The following is a 17270-nucleotide window of genomic DNA, read 5'->3' on the forward strand; positions in this document are numbered from 1 at the left end:
AAATTATAATTTTTAAATTTAGGGTTTAAAATAATTGACTAATGATTGTAAACGATTTTATTGAAGCTATCGAAGAACTTGCTCCTTCCTATTATGCAGAGGACTTTGACAATACAGGATTACTGATAGGAGAAAATAGCATGGAAGTAACTGGTGCATTGATAACTTTGGATGCTTTGGAATCTGTAGTGGATGAAGCTATTGAGACCAGATGCAATTTAATCATCAGCTTTCATCCCATTATTTTCACTGGTCTTAAAAAATTAAATAGAAAGTCTTATGTAGAGCGTGTAGTTCATAAAGCCATTAAGCACGATATCGCCATTTACGCGATGCACACAGCCCTGGATAATGTTTCCAACGGCGTAAATGGAATGATTTGCGAAAAATTAGGCTTAAAAAATACATCAGTGTTAATTCCGAAGTTGAAAACTATCAAAAAACTGACGACTTACGTGCCTAAAGCAAGTGCTGAAACCGTAAGAAATGCGCTTTTTGAAGCAGGAGGAGGAAGCATTGGCAATTATGATCTGTGCAGTTTTAATAGTCAAGGCATTGGCACTTTCAATGGAAATGAAAATTCTAATCCAACAATTGGTGAGCCTGGAAAAACTCAGTTTGAAGAAGAAATTCAAATCAATTTGACGTTTTCATCGCATTTGCAATCTAAAATCCTGAAGGCGCTTTTTAAAAGCCATCCTTATGAGGAAGTTGCTTATGAAGTTGAGACCCTTGAAAATAAGGATCAGCACAGGGGTATAGGAATGCTTGGTGAACTGGAAACACCTCTAGGAATAACTGAGGTTTTATCGCTCGTAAAAGAAGTTTTCAAAACCAAGGTCATAAGACACTCCGAACTCAAGGATAAGGCCATTAAACGCATTGCCGTGCTTGGAGGCAGTGGAGCATTCGCCATTGAAAATGCAAAAGCGGCCAAAGCTGAGCTTTACATCACTGCAGATTTGAAATACCACGACTTCTATAAAGCTGAAAATCAGATCATTTTAGCCGACATAGGTCATTACGAAAGCGAGCAGTATACAAAAGATTTAATACATGCTTATCTTACGAAAAAATTCCCTAATTTTGCACTCGTTTTATCTAATATTAATACCAATCCGATTCAATACTATTGATTATGGCAAAGAAAAAAGAGGTTACAGTAGAGCAAAAATTAAGAGCTCTTTACGATTTACAACTAATAGACTCACGTATTGACGAAATAAGAAATATGCGAGGTGAACTACCTCTTGAAGTTGAAGATTTGGAAGATGAAGTTGCAGGACTCACCAAAAGAATTGAAAAGTTAGAATCTGATCTGAAAGTAACCGAAGAGAAGATAAAAGAGAAAAAACAGTTCATAGTGGATGCTGAAGCTATGATCAAAAAATACAAAAGCCAGCAAGACAACGTTAGAAATAACAGAGAGTTTGATGCTTTGACTAAGGAAATCGAGTTTCAGGAACTGGAAATCGAATTGGCTCAAAAACACATCAGGGAATACAGCGCTCAAATAGAGCATAAAACGGCAGTGATAGAAGAAACTAAAGAAAAATTAGCTGAAAGGCAGAATCATCTTGATCATAAGAAGTCTGAGCTTGATAATATTTTAAAAGAAACTGAGAAAGAAGAAACTGCATTAACTGAAAAGTCAGAGAAATATAAAAAGGATATCGAAGAACGTCTGGTAAAAGCCTATACAAGAATTCGTAACAATGTAAAGAACGGCATGGCTGTCGTTACCATTGAACGCGGTGCTTCTGGAGGTTCTTTCTTTACCATTCCACCGCAAGTTCAAGTCGAAATTGCTGCGAGACGTAAAGTCATCATCGATGAACACAGTGGAAGAATCCTTGTCGATCAAGAATTAGCAAGAGAAGAAGAAGAAAAAATGGAAAAGATGTTTACGAAGTTAGCATAAATCTCTTCATAGATCTATAACGAAAAGCTCGGGATTTCTCTCGGGCTTTTTTTTGCTCCAAACTTTAACTAGACCTTAATCTCTGTCTTTTAGATTAACCCCTACTTTTGCTTTAAAAAACCGATGAAATCATTTTTAAGCTTACTGATGCTTTCCCTCTTTTTTGTAAGCTGTGGAAAAGCACAAAATTCAAAAACTACCAATGAAAGTAAAAGCGACATAACTTCAGAACAATTCGATGATGAAGTTTATGACAGAGCTTACTTTGCCAGTGGTTGCTTCTGGTGTGTAGAAACTATCTATGAGAGCCTGAAAGGTGTAGAAGAAGTTTTTTCCGGCTACTCTGGTGGTCATACCAAAAATCCAACTTACCAGTCTTCAAACACTGGCACAACCGGACACGCTGAGGCTGTAGAAGTCATATACAACCCAGATGTAATTTCTTTCGAAACACTGGTTGATGTTTTTTTTGGCTCTCAGAATGTCACTCAGCAAAACGGTCAGGGACCAGATATAGGTTCACAGTACCGGTCTATTATTTTCTACCAAAATGAAGAAGAAAAAGAGATTATTGAAACTAAAATCGAAAGCCTTTCTAAAGAATACGAAAAGCCAATAGCCGCTGAAGTAATGGATTTTGATAAATTCTGGATGGCAGAAGAGTATCATCAGGACTATAAGGTCAATAATCCTAACAATCCCTACATCAGGAATGTTTCAGTTCCGAGATTTAACAGGTTTAAAGAAAAGTTTCCAGAACTTCTTAAGCCTAAATATAAGCCATAAAGTTAAATGGAATAAGAATTAAAAAAGCCGCTGTATGCGGCTTTTTTAATTCTTATTCCATTTGATAATCTCTATTTCAGAAAATCCATCAAAAGCGAGTTAAATTCTTTATGGTGAGTCACCACTAATCCATGTGGAGCCCCTTTGATGACTTGCATTTGAGCGTTTGGTATTAACTGTTTAGCTTTTTCCGCTGAGGCTTCGATAGGTACAATTTGATCTTCATCCCCATGAACTATAAGCGTAGGGACATCAAACTTCTTACAATCTTCTCTAAAATCGGTTTTTCCAAAACTATCGATACAATCTAAAGTTGCTTTTTTTGAGCCCTGCATTGCCAGGTTCCAGGTCAGCTGAAGCATAGCTTCACTTATCCTTTCTCCTTTTAGGGAATCATAATTATAAAAGTTTTTTCCGAAATCTTTAAAAAACTGTGGCCTATCTTTTTTAATGCCTTCTTTCATCGATTCAAAAACCGATGCATCTACAGCATCGTTATCATCTGTTTGCAACATAAATGGAGTGACTGCAGAAACCAACACAGCTTTAACTATGGAAGCTGTGCCATAACGACCTATAAACCGGGCAACCTCACCTCCACCCATAGAGAACCCCAGCAAAATAACGTCTTCTAGCTTAAGCGTTTCTATAATATCGTTCAGGTCCTTTGCCAGCGAATCGTAGTCATAACCATTCCATGGCTTTGAGCTTTGTCCAAACCCACGCCTATCATAAGAAATGACCCGGTAACCAGAATTGACTAAGGTGTCCACCTGGTATTCCCACATAATTCTGTTTAATGGCCATCCATGAATTAAAATAATGGGCTGACCGGAACCGTAATCGTTATATGCCAATTTGATGGCTCTTGATTTTTCTAGAGAGGAGGTGTTTAATTCGTTCATGAGTCTTTTCTTTCTAAGATAAAGCAAATCCTAAAAGACAGAAGTGAATTAAAAAAAGTTTAACCAAACTTTTTCCATAAAAAAACCCTGCTATAGAAGCAGGGTTTCAGTTTAATAAACAAATAAAATTTATTTATTTTCCATTTTATCCTTAAGTGCTTGCAATTCTGCATTAGCATCTCCGAAAGTCGTTTTCTTAGATTCGTCTTCAGACTTCTTAGCGGCCTTCTTAACGATCTGAGCTTCTTCTTCCTTGTGGATTGACGTATGTGAAGCTACAACACGCTTGAATTCTTTGTTGAATTCAATAATGAGAAATTCTGCTACTTCACCTTTAGCTAATTTTGTTCCGTCTTCTTTTTCAAGATAACGCTGTGGAACAAAAGCTGTGACATCTTCATTAAACTCAACAGTTGCACCTTTGTCAACTATTTCAGAAACAGCTGCTGTATGTTTGGTTCCTACTGCAAATTCATCAGAATACTTATCCCATGGATTTGTTTCAGTTTGCTTATGTCCAAGGCTTAGTTTACGCCCTTCAACATCAAGCTCCAACACAACTACGTCAAGTTTATCTCCAACTTTACAAAATTCTGATGGGTGTTTTATTTTCTTAGTCCAAGACAAATCAGAAATATAAATCAAGCCATCAATACCTTCTTCAAGTTCTACAAATACTCCAAAGTTTGTAAAGTTTCTTACTTCACCAACATGTTTGGAACCAACAGGATATTTTGTTGTAATATCTGTCCAAGGATCTGGAGTTAATTGCTTGATACCAAGAGACATCTTTCTATCTTCTCTGTCGAGAGTCAAAATTTTAGCCTCTACTTTATCACCAACATTTACAAAATCCTGAGCAGATCTCAAATGCGTACTCCAGGACATTTCAGAAACGTGAATCAAACCTTCAACACCTTCTTCTACTTCAATAAAAGCACCGTAATCTGCGATAACTGTAACTGTACCGTTAACAACATCACCGACTTTTAGGCCTTCATCTAAAGCATCCCAAGGATGTTTGTGTAATTGTTTTAAACCTAGTTGAATTCTGGTCTTATCTTCATCGAAATCAAGGATAACAACATTCAATTTCTGATCTAATTCCACGACTTCGTTTGGATGGTTTATTCTTGACCAAGAAAGGTCTGTGATATGAACCAATCCATCTACTCCACCAAGATCAACAAAGACTCCGTAAGAAGTGATGTTTTTCACAACACCTTCTAAAACTTGTCCTTTTTCTAGCTGACCGATGATTTCTTTCTTCTGTTCTTCAATATCCGCTTCGATAAGCGCTTTGTGAGAAACAACAACGTTTTTGAATTCATGGTTGATTTTAACCACTTTGAATTCCATGTTTTTTCCGACATAAGCATCGTAATCACGAATAGGCTTCACGTCGATTTGAGAACCTGGTAAAAATGCTTCGATGCCAAATACATCTACAATCATTCCACCTTTCGTTCTGCATTTCACAAGACCGTTTACGATTGTTCCATCCTCCTGAGCTTTATTTACACGCTCCCAGGCACGGATAACTCTCGCTTTTCTATGAGAAAGGATAAGCTGGCCTTCTGCATCTTCTTTAATGTCGATGAGAACATCTACCTTATCTCCTACTTTAAGATCTGGATTGTAACGAAATTCGTTTAATGAAATTACACCTTCACTTTTCGCATTGATATCGATGATAGCATCTTGATCTGTAAGGTGAACTACGGTTCCATCTACGACTTCGTTATGAAGTGTATCAACGAAATTTTCCTCTACTAATTTCTCGAATTGCTCTAACTGTGCATCATCAACTTCATCAATACCTTCTTCGTACTTGTGCCAGTTGAATTCCTCTAGAAATTGTTTCGGATTTTCTTGTTGTTCGGAAGGAGCTACTTTAGGTGTAGATTCTTCTGAATTTGCAACTGATTGTTGCTCTTTGGTTGTTTTGTCTTCAGCCATATGCTGATTTAAAATTTGTATTCTGTTCGTCCAAGAAACTCAAGCAAACTTACAGAAGAGATTAAATTATTTAAAATCAACCCTTTAAACGTTTCTTGTTTTGCATTTAAAAGGAGTGCAAAAATACAACTATTTTATGATAATCAAAACCTTAGTTAAATATTTTATAGATTAATCTTCAGGTTCTTCTTCAACTTCGGTTTCTTCGACACGTACGGCTTCTGCTTTAGGGATAACGCCACCTCCAATATTTTTTGCAATGTAATAAGTTACCTGAGCGCCAAATAAAAAGATGACAAGAGAATAGTAAATCCAGACCAAAAGAATGACCAGGGAGCCGGCAGCTCCGTAAGTCGTACTTAGATCGTTATTATTCATGTACAAACCGATGAGAAATTTACCGATTATAAAAAGCAAAGTAGTCACAATGGCCCCTGTCCATGTATCTTTCCACCTTACCTTAGCATCCGGTAAAATTTTATACATCAATGCAAAAATAACCACCAGGATAAGTTGGGAAATAATCAGTTGACCAATAGAAATCAATTGCAGATTGACATCAGGAAAAAAGTTGTCCAATTTCCCAAATGAATAAGAAATGATAGCGTCCAGGACTAATGAAATGATTAAAATAACACCGATAACCAAGACTACCGAAAAGCTTAACACCCTGTCAATGGCCAGTTTAAGCCAGCCTTTATCTGGCTTTGGTTTGATATGCCAGATATGATTTATACCTCTTTGAAGACTTACAAATACTGTGGTTGCACTAAAGACGAGAATTATAATCGCAATCGTTGCAGACAGGGTATTGTCGGCATTCAAGGCAAAGTTTTCTAAAATACTTTCTAAGGTTTTTCTCGAATCTTCTCCTGCCAAGCTTGATATCCGGTTTAAAATCTGCTCCCTTATCTCTGATCTCTCATAAAGACTTGCCCCCACATTCAGAATGATAATCAAAAAAGCAGGAAGGCTAAATATGGTGTAAAAAGCCGTCCCGGCTGCAAAGCTCATGGATTCATTGGAAGTGAAATCTTTGATAGTATCTACCAGAATTTTCACATATTTCAATTCAAGAATTGATTTTAACTTTCGTTTCATGGACTTAATCTAAGAAGACAAAAATAAAAGTCGCTTTGACAACCAAGGGGTGCTTTAGTAAAATTTAATAGTTTCCCTTATCAACTAAACTCATTAAATCTTTATCATATAATGGTGTATAGCGGTCATTACATCCCGATAGGCCCAATGACTCAGTTTATCTTCTTCGACTAGGGCCAGGTCGGCTGTCTTGAACACCTGCTGAATTTCATCAAAAATCAACATATTTGCCTGACCAAGCCCTGTTCTTACATCGGCTTGAAGCCTTTTGCTCAAAAATCCTTCTTTGGACTGGTCCTGAATCTTTTCAGCAATAGCATCTCTGTTTTGAATGGCGCTTGAAATTTTTTGACGGAGCGAGTTTGTGATTGTTTCAAAATCGGAATTAAAAATCTGTTCTGCATGCAGGGTATTTAAAAAACACTGCGCAATCCCTATAAAGCAGGATGACATACAGACCCGTGCAAATTGTTCAAAAGGAATATGAAATACGTTGTAGTCAAAATGATTCTTTATGGAATTGATGTGAAATCCAAACTCTTGAGGAACCCTTACATCGGTCAAATTGATGGATAAGGAAGAGGTGCTTTTTAAACCAAAAATTTCCCATTTATCCTCAGAAAACTCCACAGAATCTCTGGGTACCACAAAAGAAGAAACTTCTCCGGTATCTGCGTTTTTAGCATTCAAACTGAAGTAATTCGCATGTGCAGCTCCAGAACACTTTCCCCAGCTGCCGTTTAAAAGCACAGACTTATCTTCGGCTTTAAAGCTGCCGCCAACTGCGCCACTTCCAGCAACAACAGTCCTTTCGGGTGTAAAAATAGTTTTGGCAGCGTCTGGGTCAAAAAAGCCGCAAAACCAGTTAGCTCCTGCACCCAAATTCAGAACCCAGCCCAAACCTCCAAAGTGTGTCGAGGTTTCCGTGATGCGTTGACCCGCCGTTTTCAAATCCAATTCCAGGCCACCATAGTCTTTGGGCACAAATAATTTGAACGCATCGTTTCGGAATAATTCTTCTAATAAATCTTCAGGAATCTGAGACCTTTTGTAATCTTCTATTTTGACTTTTCTCATTAATAATTAAATTAAATTCTTAGTCCCGGCGATAGCTTGAGGTCATTTCAAAAACGTTTTCCAGAATCGCTTTATCGGTTTTGGTCAAACTTAAACCCCTGCGTTTCATGACGAGTTCAGCCACTTCAAAAACTTTATTCAGCTTGTAAGTAATGACGCCCTGGCTCCCGCCCCAGCTGAAACTCGGGACAAAATTTCGTGGAAAACCAGATCCGAAAATGTTGGCGCTTACCCCTACTAGCGTTCCCGTATTGAGCATCATATTGATGCTGCATTTGGAATGATCACCCATGATTAAACCACAAAACTGAAGTCCGGTATCTTTAAACCGGCCAGAATCGTAATCCCAAAGTTTTACGTTAGCATAATTGTTTTTCAGATTGGAAGTATTGGTATCTGCCCCAAGATTACACCACTCACCGATGACGGAATTGCCCAAAAAGCCGTCATGCCCCTTATTGGAATAGCCTAAAATCATAGAATTGCTCACTTCTCCTCCTACTTTAGAATGGGGACCAATGCTGGTGCCTGTGTAAATTTTAGCGCCCATTTTTACAGTAGAATGCTCACAGAGTGCGAAAGGTCCTCTAATGGCAGAATTCTCCATAACCTCAGCTTTTTTTCCGATATAAATAGGACCCTCGCTGGCATTGAGCGTACCGTTATATAATTTGGCACCTTCTTCAATAAAAATCTGCCCTGGATTGAAGCAGGTTACCGTTTCCGGTATAGGCTGAGAAGTCCTTCCCTCTGTCAGTAAAGAAAAATCATCCTGAATAGCCTTATGATTTTTTGAAAATAAATCTGTTGCACTTTCAACATACTCCACCTTAGAATCTGTTTCAACCACTTTTAACTTTGAAAGATCCAGAGTCTGATTTTTCTTTAACCGGTATGCTAAAATGACAGCCTCTTGTTTTAAGACCTCATCGTCATTTAAGTTTTTTACGTTTTCCCAAAACTCCTGTGAAGCCAGATATCTCGCATTGATGAATATATTTTCTTCCTCAACCTGCTCGGGATATTTTTCAGCTAAATAAGACTGCGTTTTGTAAGAGACCGACGCCTTTGCAATGTGTTCCCATTTTTCCTTTAAGGTAAGTATCCCAAGCCTCAATTCAGCGACAGGCCTTGTATAGGTTAAAGGCAGGAACTGAGAGCGTAAATGATCATCAAATAAAATTATATTCATAAGATTTTGTGTTTAAATAGCGTATTATGAAATCGTTTGAGCGTGAATTTAAAATTAAGTAATTTAGCCATTCAAATAAAACTAAAATTATGTCTGTAGCCAAGAAGCAATACAAAAGAATTACTGTAAAGTCTTTAATTGAGATGAAAGCCAATTCAGAAAAGATTTCAATGCTGACTTCTTATGACTTTACGATGGCTCAGATTGTTGATCAGGCGGGGATAGATGTGATTTTGGTTGGCGATTCTGCCTCCAACGTGATGGCCGGTCACGAAACCACCCTTCCTATAACCTTAGATCAAATGATTTACCATGCTTCCGGAGTCATTCGCGCTGTCAAAAGAGCCTTAGTGGTAGTGGATTTACCTTTCGGAAGTTATCAAAGCGACCCTAAGGAAGCGCTGCGGTCGTCTATTAGAATAATGAAAGAAAGCGGTGCACACGCTGTAAAACTTGAAGGCGGAAGTGAAATAAAAGATTCGATAAAGCGAATTCTGAAAGCTGGAATTCCTGTGATGGGTCATCTCGGATTAACTCCCCAATCCATTTATAAATTTGGCACTTATACCGTTAGGGCTAAAGAAGAATATGAAGCTCAAAAACTAAAGGAAGATGCTTTAATGCTGGAACGCATAGGCTGTTTTGCTATCGTTCTTGAAAAAGTTCCGGCAAAGCTGGCCCAGCAGGTGGCTAAAAGTATCCAAATCCCGGTTATTGGTATTGGTGCTGGTGCAGGAGTAGACGGCCAGGTACTTGTACTTCATGATATGCTTGGGATGAATAAAGAATTTAGTCCTAGATTTCTAAGACGTTATGCGGATTTAAACACAGTGATGACTGATGCCATACAACATTACAATGAAGATGTGAAAGCTAAAAAGTTCCCCTCAGAAGATGAGCAGTATTAAACCTGCCTGCGTAACTTGGCGAGGGCAGATCCGTCATAAAAATTAAAAGGGATAACCAATAGCAAAATTGAGAACCGGACTTGTGGCGTCAAAATCCCATGACGTAGAAGGTTCTTTTATAGGTGCTGCCAGATCAAACCGGATTACAAAGCCCTGAATATCCACGCGAAGACCAACACCCACCCCGGCACCTATTTCGTTGATGAAATTTGAAGTGAATTTACCCCCTGGCGTGGCTTGATTTTCATTCATCAACCAGACATTCCCTGCATCGGCAAATACGGCTCCATTCAGGTATTCCATAATTGGAAATCTGTATTCCAAATTGGCTTCCAGCTTAATATCTCCAGATTGATCGAAAAAGGAGTTACTTCCATCTTCAGGAGAAAAAGTTCCGGGACCAAGTGATCTTATTCTGAAAGCCCTGACGCTATAGGGTCCTCCGGAAAAATATTGTTTTACAAAAGGCAAGGATTCTGTTGTTCCTAAAGGTTTTCCCATTCCCGCAAAAATCCTCCCCACCAATTTCTGCCGTTTTTCATCCAGCCTTAAGTGATAGGTTACATCCAAATCTGCCTTTATATAGTGCGCATATTGGAGTCCCAAAAATTCGTTTTGTCCCTCTTCATTTTTAGTACCCAGCAAATTCAACCCATTGCCAGCCATATCATAATGAAAACCAAAGAAAATACCTTCCCCTGTGGTTTGGTCTTTTATCTCATTGTAAGTAAAATCATAAGTGAGTCCAGCGATAAATTGCTGCTCAAAACTTCTTCTCAGGAAAGGATTATTCTCCAGAATCTGGTCAAATTCATCTGAGGTATTACCAAGCTTCACATATTCTAAATTGATGGGTTTTAACTGATGGGTTACATAAGAGTTTCCTTCCCATAAATACCCAAAAGATGAAGAAACTGAGTTTAAGGTATACAGCTGAGTTCTATTGAGATAGTCCAGACCTAAACTCACTTTGGTTTTAGGAATGGCATATTCAAAACTCGCATCGAGGTCTATTGGAAAAATTAACCGGGGAAATAACAGGGATGCGTTTAATCCTAACTGTATGCTGCTCAATCCCTGATCGTCTGTTTTACCAAAGAACTGCTGCTCATAGCCTCCGCTTAATGATAAGCGAAATAATTCACCCCCCCGAAATATATTTCTGTTGGAATAAACAACACTTAAATTAGGGCCTGCAAAATTATTGGATTTTGTCACCCCCTGAAGCTCAAGTCTCAAGGAACGCTTCTTCAGTGGTGAAAGAAAAATGTCTGCCTTTAGATGCCTTTTTCCCTTTGCATCTGTTACACTGTCCTTTTCTTCATAATCAATATTCACAAACTTAAAGGTACTTATAGAAGAAAGTCTCCGACTGGTAAACTGGGATGCTTTGGGATTGTAGGTTTCCCCGGGGTATATTTGAACATAAGGGTATAAATGTTTAGGCTTAAAAAACGCTTTGGCTTGAATAAAATTTAAACCCTTAAAAGACATTGTGTCCTTCTCCTGTTCCCTATCCGTTACCGTACGGTTGGGATGAATGTAGACTTCATCAATGATGTAAGGGACTAAAGATTTTTCCGGAACTTGTGTTTTCAGCCTCACATACAGATCAAAATTTCTGGTGTCATAGGCGTTGGTATCGGCTTCGAAAATTAAAAAATCTGAATTGAAATTATAATAACCTCGCCTTTTCAAAAATTGATCTATTCGCTCACGCTCAGATTTAAGTAAGTCAAGATTAAAGCGTTTATTTTCTTTTAAATCTGAATACTGAAGTGAAGATTGAATTTCATCGTATATCTGAAGAGTATCGGCTACTGTTTTTTCCAGCTGATAAGATTCTAGCCGGTAAGGTTTTGACAGATCAATAGAGTACAGAACAGATGTTGAACGATTTGAGGTGTCTTTTTGAATTATCGAAGTAACACTACTGCCAAAATAACCGCTGTTTCGCAAGCGATTTTTTAGAATGTCTTCTGCTGCTTCTACGTTTATACTTTCAAAATAATAAGGGTCCTCACCAAATTGTTTATTTAAAAATTTATTGATAAACCCGGGATTTTCTCTTTTGGCTTTATAGTTAAAATAAAGTCCAGGCCGCATTCCTAAAATTTTGGTATTTGTATTCCTGGAAATAGCTGTTTTCAGTTTTGTCTCCAGGTTTTCCAGGTCTTTCTCCTGAGTGCTTTCTAATTTTAATTCTGCTCCAGTATACAGGGTTTTATCTTCCGGCAGATATTTTTTAACGCTACATGAAGACAACGCATAAATTGAAATAACTATAAAAAATAATGTTTTCGCTAGCCTACCCATCCGTATTGTTTTCAGATTTTTGTTTGTCTTCCGATTTTTTTTGAGCATTCGACTCCACTTTCAGGGCCCCTTCTTTTAAGGACTCTCTGAAAGCTTTGTCCCACAGGACCTTAAACTTATTGAACTCGCGCGTAAAAACCAAAGCAATACCACTGACGAAAACCTGACCATCTATCACATTTTCGTATTCACTTTTTCTAAAGCCTTTTAATTTCCAGCGACCGTCTTCCGTAAGAAGATATTCTACACTAACGTTTCCTATAACTGGCTGTGTTTCTTCCTGTCTTTGCTCACCCTGGACATTTACAGAACTTCCTGCCTCAACCACAAGCCTATCATCAAAAAACTTTTTTTGTGCAGACACGTTAAGGTCTGTTCGGTCCTGCGCTGTACTTCCCTGATAGTCTGTGTAACTGTTCACGTCAAAATTAAGATTGATCCCCGTATTTCCAGTCAATTTATCAGAGAACCTGTTCAGTTGATCTGATAAGGCCTGATTTATATTTTCAGTGGCCATTGATGCAGCTCCACCCTGACTGCCATCACTTCCAGAGGCCGGATAAAAGCGATTTAAGACCAGCAATGAAAAAATCTGCTTATTGAGTAAATCCTTCTGTTGATTTACCTGGTTTACTCTTCCGTAAACTGTTCCGTTAATAGCCCCCTGCTTATCTTCTGGCATATCGAGTTGAAAGGAAAGCTCTGGAGACATGATTTCACCGTCCACATCCAGATAAACCAGGAAGGGTAATTGCTGCTTATATCTGTTTTGAATAACAGAACTTTCCCCGGCAGTTTGTGTGGCCATCAAGGCACTTGTGGAGGTTTCTATTCTGTAAATAGCTCTCAAATCTAAATCTGCATTGTAAAGATTACCACTCCAGCTTATTGAACTCGAAGGCGCAATGTCAAACTTCCGCTTCACTACATCATAAAAGTTAAGTTCCACGATCCCGTCTGTGACCTCATACTTACCCAGAAGTTTCATTTTACCCGTTCTGGATATTGAAAATTTAAAATCTCCCCCACCCTGGACTTTTACATTATCACCGGTTCGCTCATTGAAAACAACTTTTATCTTTGATTTTTTTTGGATTTTAATGTCCGTTTTTAAATCGATGCCGGTTAAAACTGCTTTTACATCTTCTTCTTTTTGTTGTGTAAGAATGTCATCCGGATTTTCTTTATTGACAAAAACCACAATACCATCTATTTCTTCTATGCCTACTTGAGACTCCGGAACTATATACGTTAAATCTGTGTTTTCGTTAATGGTTAGGTTTCCTCTTACTTTTGGGAAATCCAAATCTCCTTTTAAGCTTGCATCCGCACTAAAAATCAATTTACCGAAGTAGAGTTCATTATCTTTTGCGTTTGAATTTAACAACTGAAAATCTTCTGCATTAAAAGACAAATCGAATTTTGGATTTGTTACTTCTTCCAGGTCTATAAAGCCGTTAGTGGTAAACGATTCACCTTCTATGTCTTCCACAGTAAAATCATCGAAGCTCAGTTTGTTTTTGGACAGTTTTATGTTTTCATCTTTTAGCCTGAACAACGTGTTAAGCCTTAATAAATTGAACTGAACGTCTTCAAAAGTTAATTGACCGTCATAATCTAAATCATCAAGCGAACCGTCTATTGAAAAATCCCCCTGTAAATCACCTTTAGAATTTTTGATATACTCGGTTGCAAAATTTTCCAGAGTCTGCATTTCAAGTTTATTCAAATCGATTTTCAAGTGCAGTTCAGACTCAGCTGGATTGGTATGATAAACCCCGTCTACGGCCAGGTCTACACCTGCATCCTTGAGGCTTAAATCGAGTTCATAATCGTCGTCTGGTTTTGCTACTGCTTTCAATGCTAAATTCCCCAAAGCAACTTCTGTAACCTTTAAATCATCTATATTGAGGTTTGAGATCAATCCATTGGAAACAAAGGGCTCTATCAAAACAAAGTTTCCACTCAGTTTACCACTAGTCAATTTTTCGTCTGGGTTGAAATAGCTAAACAGGCTTAACAACTCAAAATTATCGAACGTAACCCCCAGATGCCTTTTTTCAAAGTCTAAATCATCCCTAAGTGCTATGTGTTGCGAATTTTTATGGAGACTGAAATTTGAAGTTCTGATCTTTTCATTTTGATAAACTATCTCATTTTCTTCAGAAATAGTCCAGGAAGAACCATTTAAAATCACTTGATCAGAAGAAACACTTATCCTATAAAGATCCTCATCTTCAAACTGGACAGATACCGAAGAACTATATAATTCTTTCTCATTCTTATAAGCGTCTAAATCCAAACTTAAAAGACGATCCTCGTAATTTCCCTGAATTTGAGTTTTCGCAACATCCAAAGGGCCAGCATAAATGTTATCAAATCCTAAGTCAAATTTAATATAGGACTTTTCAGACTGAACCTCCAGACGTAAGCCCTCAACCTCATTGTCTTTATAATTTAAATACGGGAGGCTTAGAGCAGAAGTTAAAAGCGCTTTTTCTTCATCAAACTGAAAGGAAGCTTGAAGTGTATCCATCTGTCTTATGCCATCAACAAATACTTCAGATAAGATGGGAGAATTTATAAATTTTAAATTAGCATCTAAATGAAGAGGCCGTTTAGATTGGCTTTGCGAAGCTGAATCCTTTGAGTATTTTTTAAAATGGCTTTCGAGCGCCCTGGAAATCCCTTCTATATTTGCATTGGCTTTTAGATTTCCATTCAAAAACTGACTTGAAATTTCTGCAACAGTTTTTGTAGAATCCACTTCTGAAGAAAAATCAAAGTTTCCTAAATAATATGGACGATTATCATACACTACCAGACCGTCTTCAAGCTGAGCATCGAGTTGATACCGATTTGCATCGCCTTTAAATTGAATATTTGCCAGCACTTTAGCCCTTATATCTTTGGTGGTTAGCCCTAGCTCTTGCGTGTTTATGCCTTCCAGATTGAACTTCATATCTACTTGAGGAGAAACAGAATCTAATTCAAGCGTAGAAACAAAATCGAATTTTAGATTTTTATCGGCATAGTCAAATTTTATATCACCGGTTCCTTCATCCAGGTTTCCCTGGATTTCCATCCCGGAAAAGGTGTAAGCATTCCAGCGTATACTATCGATTTTTGAAGAAAGCTCACCTGAAAGCTCATAAATTGTATTCCCTTTTCCTTCAGAATTCAATTGCATGCTTAAGTTGCCAACCTGTTCATTTTGAAGTAACTCTCCCAATTTTAAAGATTTGATATCGAGATCAATCTTATAGTTAATCGCGTCCGTAGAGTTGTAATAAGCCTTTAATTGAATATCGCCCAGCGAACTATTGATTTTGCTGTTGGACGAATAATTACTGGCAGACTTCCTAAAACTACCATTGACTGCAATGGTCTTAGGAATAGAAATTCCTAAATCGCTTTCAGAAATAAATTGAGAAAGATCCTGCTTTATGGTTTTGGCAGTCAAATTTTTAAAGTCAAAACCTAATTTTTCCACCTCCGTCAATCGACTCAAACTCCCGCTGAGCTGCAGTTGAGTATTTTCACCCCAATACAGGTTGAACTGCGTGACATTTAAAGTGTCGACATCCCCATAGGCTTTAAAGTTCCCTTCTAGGTTATGCTGAGCTAATTTCCGGATCTGATTGTTCTTTCTTAACTCCGGAGAGAACACATATAAATCCTCCACATTAATTTTTAAACTGCTCACGTCAAAATTGGCGGTTGAATTCAAGGGCGAATTTATAAGGTTCTGTATGGTGTTATACTTGAGATTCAAATCAGCAAAGATTAAACTCTTATTAAATTTCAATCTCAGATTTTTCAATGCAGTTTCTTCTGAGTTCAATCGCGTCAGCATTTGGAATTCTTCCAAAACAAGTCCGCTTTCTTCTTTGAATCGAAGGTCGTTGAGATCAAAGTTTAAGCTTTTGTTTTTTGAATAAGACAAGTCCTTGATCTTAAAATTAAACTTCTCCACCGCAATAGCTTCAGCAGAAAACTCTCCTTTGCTTGGCCGTTTTCCATTTTGGTAAAACTCGATCTGATGATTTTCAAAAGCGATGTCATTAACGTTGATCTCCCATTCAGGCCAGGTGAACACTTCATCCGAATCAGCAACTTCGGCAGCTTTTTCTTTTGAAGGTGAAGCCGATTTCTTTTCCAGCTTTAAGCGACTGTCCTTCCACACCCACTGGTCTAAAGCAACCACCTGCGTGTTGAGATTGGCATCCAAATCTGAAAAGGAAAAATCATCTATATAGGCTTCAGAAGCGATGCCTTCGGTTGAAGAATTGTAGTGAATATCCACATCCTGTACACTGAGTTCATCTACCAGGATCCAGGGTAAGCGAGATTTTTGCTCTTCTTCAATTGATTTCGACGCTTGCAACTGAGACAGAGAAAAAGAGGTCTCTTGTAAACTGACTTCAGACAGATGAAACTTCATGTTTTCAAGATCAATCATTTCGTTCTCAAGTTCTAAACCACCGAGATTAAGTTTTGCATCTATTCCTGTGACTTCATCATAATAGCTAAGATCAAACTCAGTAAAAGAAAGACTGCCGAGAGAGGCACTGAAGGAACTTTCAGAATTGTCCTGAGTTTGAGATGGGTTGCCAGCATCAGCTGTAAAGGCGTCGATAATAAATTGAAAATTAAAGCCCTGTACACTGTCTTTCCGGTAGATATTGGCTTTAAGTCCCCGCCAGTCAACAAAATCAACTTGAATTTCATCACCGAAAAGAAGAGGTCTAAACGGGACATTGGCTTCTAAGTACTCGGAGTAGACCAGGGTATCCCGAGAGGTATCTTCCAGGTAAAGGTCTTCCAGAGTTATATTCCCGGAAAAACTAACGTATAGCTTACCAATATTGAATTTGGTATCGATTTTTTCACTGACATAATCTGTAGCCTTACCTACAATTATATCCTGTCCCCAGGGACTTCGGATAAAGAGTATCAGAAGAATAAAAAAAATAAAAAGACCCAGAAGGATTCTTAGAAGCACCCTAAGTATCTTTTTATATAATGGCCGGGAAGTTGATTGATTTTCGTTCACAAGTTAAAATAAAAATCAAATTTAGAATAACATCACTATTATAAACAGG

General features: G+C 37.9%; 11 protein-coding genes. 4 read left to right on the forward strand and 7 right to left on the reverse strand.

Going from position 1 to position 17270, the window contains the following annotated elements:
• The first annotated feature begins 41 nt into the window (after positions 1-41).
• The 3 genes from BLP81_RS07465 (at position 42) to msrA (ending at position 2707) form a co-directional block, all read left to right on the forward strand.
• Positions 42-1136, forward strand: a complete 1095-nt coding sequence (locus BLP81_RS07465) for a Nif3-like dinuclear metal center hexameric protein (protein WP_093367826.1) — start codon at positions 42-44, stop codon at positions 1134-1136.
• A gap of 2 nt (positions 1137-1138) precedes the next feature.
• Positions 1139-1921, forward strand: coding sequence for a zinc ribbon domain-containing protein (locus tag BLP81_RS07470; RefSeq protein ID WP_093367827.1), 783 nt, complete (start codon positions 1139-1141; stop codon positions 1919-1921).
• A gap of 123 nt (positions 1922-2044) precedes the next feature.
• Positions 2045-2707, forward strand: coding sequence for a peptide-methionine (S)-S-oxide reductase MsrA (gene msrA / locus BLP81_RS07475; RefSeq protein ID WP_093367828.1), 663 nt, complete (start codon positions 2045-2047; stop codon positions 2705-2707).
• A gap of 71 nt (positions 2708-2778) precedes the next feature.
• Here msrA and BLP81_RS07480 read toward each other — a convergent pair whose 3' ends face one another.
• From BLP81_RS07480 to BLP81_RS07500, 5 genes are all read right to left on the reverse strand, one after another.
• Positions 2779-3612, reverse strand: a complete 834-nt coding sequence (locus BLP81_RS07480; protein WP_093367829.1) for an alpha/beta fold hydrolase — start codon at positions 3610-3612, stop codon at positions 2779-2781.
• 129 nt (positions 3613-3741) lie between these two features.
• Complete coding sequence (gene rpsA / locus BLP81_RS07485) at positions 3742-5571, reverse strand: 30S ribosomal protein S1 (RefSeq protein WP_093367830.1); 1830 nt, start codon at positions 5569-5571, stop codon at positions 3742-3744.
• A gap of 171 nt (positions 5572-5742) precedes the next feature.
• On the reverse strand, positions 5743-6672 hold the full coding sequence (locus BLP81_RS07490; RefSeq protein ID WP_093367831.1) for a YihY/virulence factor BrkB family protein: 930 nt from the start codon (positions 6670-6672) through the stop codon (positions 5743-5745).
• A 93-nt stretch (positions 6673-6765) separates the two neighbouring features.
• Entirely contained in the window at positions 6766-7749 is a 984-nt protein-coding gene (locus BLP81_RS07495) for an acyl-CoA dehydrogenase family protein (RefSeq protein WP_093367832.1), read from the reverse strand.
• 19 nt (positions 7750-7768) lie between these two features.
• A complete protein-coding gene (locus BLP81_RS07500; protein WP_093367833.1) occupies positions 7769-8941 on the reverse strand; it encodes a GlmU family protein in 1173 nt (390 codons plus the stop codon).
• Between the two features lie 89 nt (positions 8942-9030).
• On the opposite strand from BLP81_RS07500, the gene panB reads away from it, so the two are divergent.
• Complete coding sequence (gene panB / locus BLP81_RS07505) at positions 9031-9849, forward strand: 3-methyl-2-oxobutanoate hydroxymethyltransferase (RefSeq protein WP_093367834.1); 819 nt, start codon at positions 9031-9033, stop codon at positions 9847-9849.
• Positions 9850-9891: 42 nt separating this feature from the next.
• Here panB and tamL read toward each other — a convergent pair whose 3' ends face one another.
• Entirely contained in the window at positions 9892-12165 is a 2274-nt protein-coding gene (tamL, locus tag BLP81_RS07510) for a translocation and assembly module lipoprotein TamL (protein ID WP_093367930.1), read from the reverse strand.
• Positions 12158-17170 carry a translocation/assembly module TamB domain-containing protein gene (locus tag BLP81_RS07515; RefSeq protein ID WP_245686429.1) on the reverse strand — a complete coding sequence of 1671 codons (5013 nt, stop codon included), beginning with the start codon at positions 17168-17170 and terminating at the stop codon, positions 12158-12160. The genes tamL and BLP81_RS07515 overlap by 8 nt, the downstream gene beginning before the upstream one ends.
• Between the last annotated feature and the right edge of the window lie 100 nt (positions 17171-17270).

The sequence above is a fragment of the Psychroflexus sediminis genome (assembly GCF_900099815.1).
In the GTDB taxonomy this organism is placed as follows: domain Bacteria; phylum Bacteroidota; class Bacteroidia; order Flavobacteriales; family Flavobacteriaceae; genus Psychroflexus; species Psychroflexus sediminis.

Bases quoted from the DNA above. Each gene is read 5' to 3' on its own strand.
- BLP81_RS07465 (WP_093367826.1), top strand. From the start codon at position 42: ATGATTGTAAACGATTTTATTGAAGCTATCGAAGAACTTGCTCCTTCC.
- BLP81_RS07470 (WP_093367827.1), top strand. From the start codon at position 1,139: ATGGCAAAGAAAAAAGAGGTTACAGTAGAGCAAAAATTAAGAGCTCTT.
- msrA (WP_093367828.1), top strand. From the start codon at position 2,045: ATGAAATCATTTTTAAGCTTACTGATGCTTTCCCTCTTTTTTGTAAGC.
- BLP81_RS07480 (WP_093367829.1), bottom strand. From the start codon at position 3,612: ATGAACGAATTAAACACCTCCTCTCTAGAAAAATCAAGAGCCATCAAA.
- rpsA (WP_093367830.1), bottom strand. From the start codon at position 5,571: ATGGCTGAAGACAAAACAACCAAAGAGCAACAATCAGTTGCAAATTCA.
- BLP81_RS07490 (WP_093367831.1), bottom strand. From the start codon at position 6,672: ATGAAACGAAAGTTAAAATCAATTCTTGAATTGAAATATGTGAAAATT.
- BLP81_RS07495 (WP_093367832.1), bottom strand. From the start codon at position 7,749: ATGAGAAAAGTCAAAATAGAAGATTACAAAAGGTCTCAGATTCCTGAA.
- BLP81_RS07500 (WP_093367833.1), bottom strand. From the start codon at position 8,941: ATGAATATAATTTTATTTGATGATCATTTACGCTCTCAGTTCCTGCCT.
- panB (WP_093367834.1), top strand. From the start codon at position 9,031: ATGTCTGTAGCCAAGAAGCAATACAAAAGAATTACTGTAAAGTCTTTA.
- tamL (WP_093367930.1), bottom strand. From the start codon at position 12,165: ATGGGTAGGCTAGCGAAAACATTATTTTTTATAGTTATTTCAATTTAT.